Source organism: Streptomyces sp. NPDC054813, assembly GCF_053611365.1.
The window spans coordinates 1-2,065 of record NZ_JBSHAF010000071.1; the positions used below are offsets into that span (position 1 = coordinate 1).

General features: G+C 64.5%; 1 protein-coding gene and 1 pseudogene. Both read left to right on the forward strand.

Features of this window, described 5'->3' with window-relative positions; all coding sequences use genetic code 11:
• Positions 1 to 506 precede the first annotated feature (506 nt).
• Positions 507 to 1,313: pseudogene (locus ACWGJB_RS49785) on the forward strand (IS5 family transposase).
• 4 nt (positions 1,314 to 1,317) lie between these two features.
• Positions 1,318 to 1,947, forward strand: a complete 630-nt coding sequence (locus ACWGJB_RS49790) for a DUF4291 domain-containing protein (RefSeq protein ID WP_453386631.1) — start codon at positions 1,318 to 1,320, stop codon at positions 1,945 to 1,947.
• The last annotated feature ends 118 nt before the right edge of the window (positions 1,948 to 2,065 follow it).

Consider the following 2,065-nt stretch of genomic DNA (forward strand, 5'->3'; position numbering starts at 1 on the left):
CCGTCGAGTAACCGGTACGCAGCCCGCACACCCCAGCCCCCGAAAGTGCGCCACCACCCCGCTACCTGGCAACTTGCCCGCTGACAGGCTTTTCATACGCCCTCTACTCAGCGTCCTGCGGCTCTTCGGCGAGCAACTGTCCGCCGAGGAGCTGGCCGACCTGCCGTGACTGGCACAACGCATGCCCCAGGGGGAAAACGCGGAATCATTGCCAAAAGCTGTGGATCAGTAACTGTTCACGCTGTCCTGTGGTTCAGGTGGATAAGCCCTTCGATGGAGTCCAGGCGGGCCTGCAGGCCGGAATCCGGGGACGGGACGGCGGTCAGCAATAGCACCTTGACCGCTGGCTGTTCCGGAGCGTAGAGGTCGTCTTCTGGTGTGGGGCTCGTAAAGTCATCGCTGCAGGTGAGCAGTTGGTGTACATGGTTGTCGGTGGTGGCTGAGGCACTGATTCCTAAGAGACCATCTCAATTGGCTTGATCGTTAGTCTCTTCGTCGTGCTGACGATGGTGGAGCGCCTGGTTCCGGGCGGGTTGTGGGAGTTGTTCCAGCGGGTGGTGCCCCCAGCGCCTGTGCGCGCACAGGGCGGGGGCCGGCGGCGTCACGGCGATCGGGAGGTGCTGGCCGCGATCGTGTTCGTAGCCCCCACGGGATGCACGTGGCAGCAGTTGCCGCCGTCTTCGGCCCGTCTGGACCGACCGCGCACCGCCGGTTCACCGAGTGGAGCAGAGCCCGGCTCCGGGGCAAGCTTCACCGCCTGGTCCTGGACGAGCTCTGCGCACACGGGGAACTGGATTGGTCGCGATGCGCAATTGACTCGGTGAGCATGCGCGCCATGAAAGAGGGGATCTGACGGGCCCGAATCCTGTAGACCGGGGCAAGAAAGGCTCGAAAATCCATTTGATCACCGAGCGGACCGGTCTGCCCCTCTCGATCGGCATCTCCGCTGCCAACACCCACGACAGCCAGGGGCTGGAACCGCTGGTGCGGGGCATACCTCCCATCCGCTCCAGGCGCGGGCCTCGTCGGCGACAGCCCGCCAAGCTCCACGGCGATAAAGGGTACGACTACGACCACCTGCGTCGATGGCTCCGCTCGCGGAACATCACGCCGCGCATCGCCCGCAAGGGCATCGAATCCTCCCAACGGTGGGCCGTCACCGCTGGACTGTGGAGAGAACGGTGGCCTGGCTTGCCGGATGCCGCCGCCTGCACCGCCGCTACGAGCGCAAGGCCGCGCACTTCCTCGCCTTCGTCGGCATCGCCGCCACCCTCATCTGCTATCGCAGGCTCGGCGGCCTGACACCGCGGTAATTCGATGGCGCGCGCGAAACAGTGTGCCCACCCTGGTCCCGTGGCAGAACCCAAATACCAGATCCGAGCCCTGCACACGGACTCCACGGTCACCGTCTACCAGGCGTACGCCCCGGAGATTGGCCTGCCAGCGGCTCGGGAGGGCCGTTTCCCAGCGGAGTGGCAGCGGGACCGGATGACCTGGATCAAGCCGTCGTTCCAGTGGATGATGTACCGCTGCGGGTGGGGCACGAAAGAAGGCCAGGAGACCGTCCTCGCTGTCGAGATCTCCCGTGAAGGCTTCGAGTGGGCACTGGAGCACGCTTGTCTGTCCCACTACGAGCATGGCCTCCACAGCGACCGTGCCACGTGGAAGCGCCAATTGAAGCGGGCTCCGGCTCGGGTGCAATGGGATCCCGAACGCGACCTGCACCTCCAGCCACTTGCCCACCGGTCGCTCCAGCTCGGCCTCACCGGCGAGGCCGCCCGTCTCTACGCCGATGAGTGGACCGTCTCCATCACCGACATCACATCGCTCGCCCACACCATCCACGCGCATGTACAGGACGGAGACCTGCACGCTGCACGGCAACTCCTGCCCCATGAACGTCCCTACCCCGTGAACGAAGCGGACCTGGCTCATCTATACCAATGAGCTCATCTGCCAATTGAGATGGTCTCTAACTGATCATTTCAGAATGAGGTTCGGAGTCGCCTCAAGCAGATGATGCTGCAGGCGAGTTGGAGCAGGCCGAGATGAAGGTCGGCGCGTA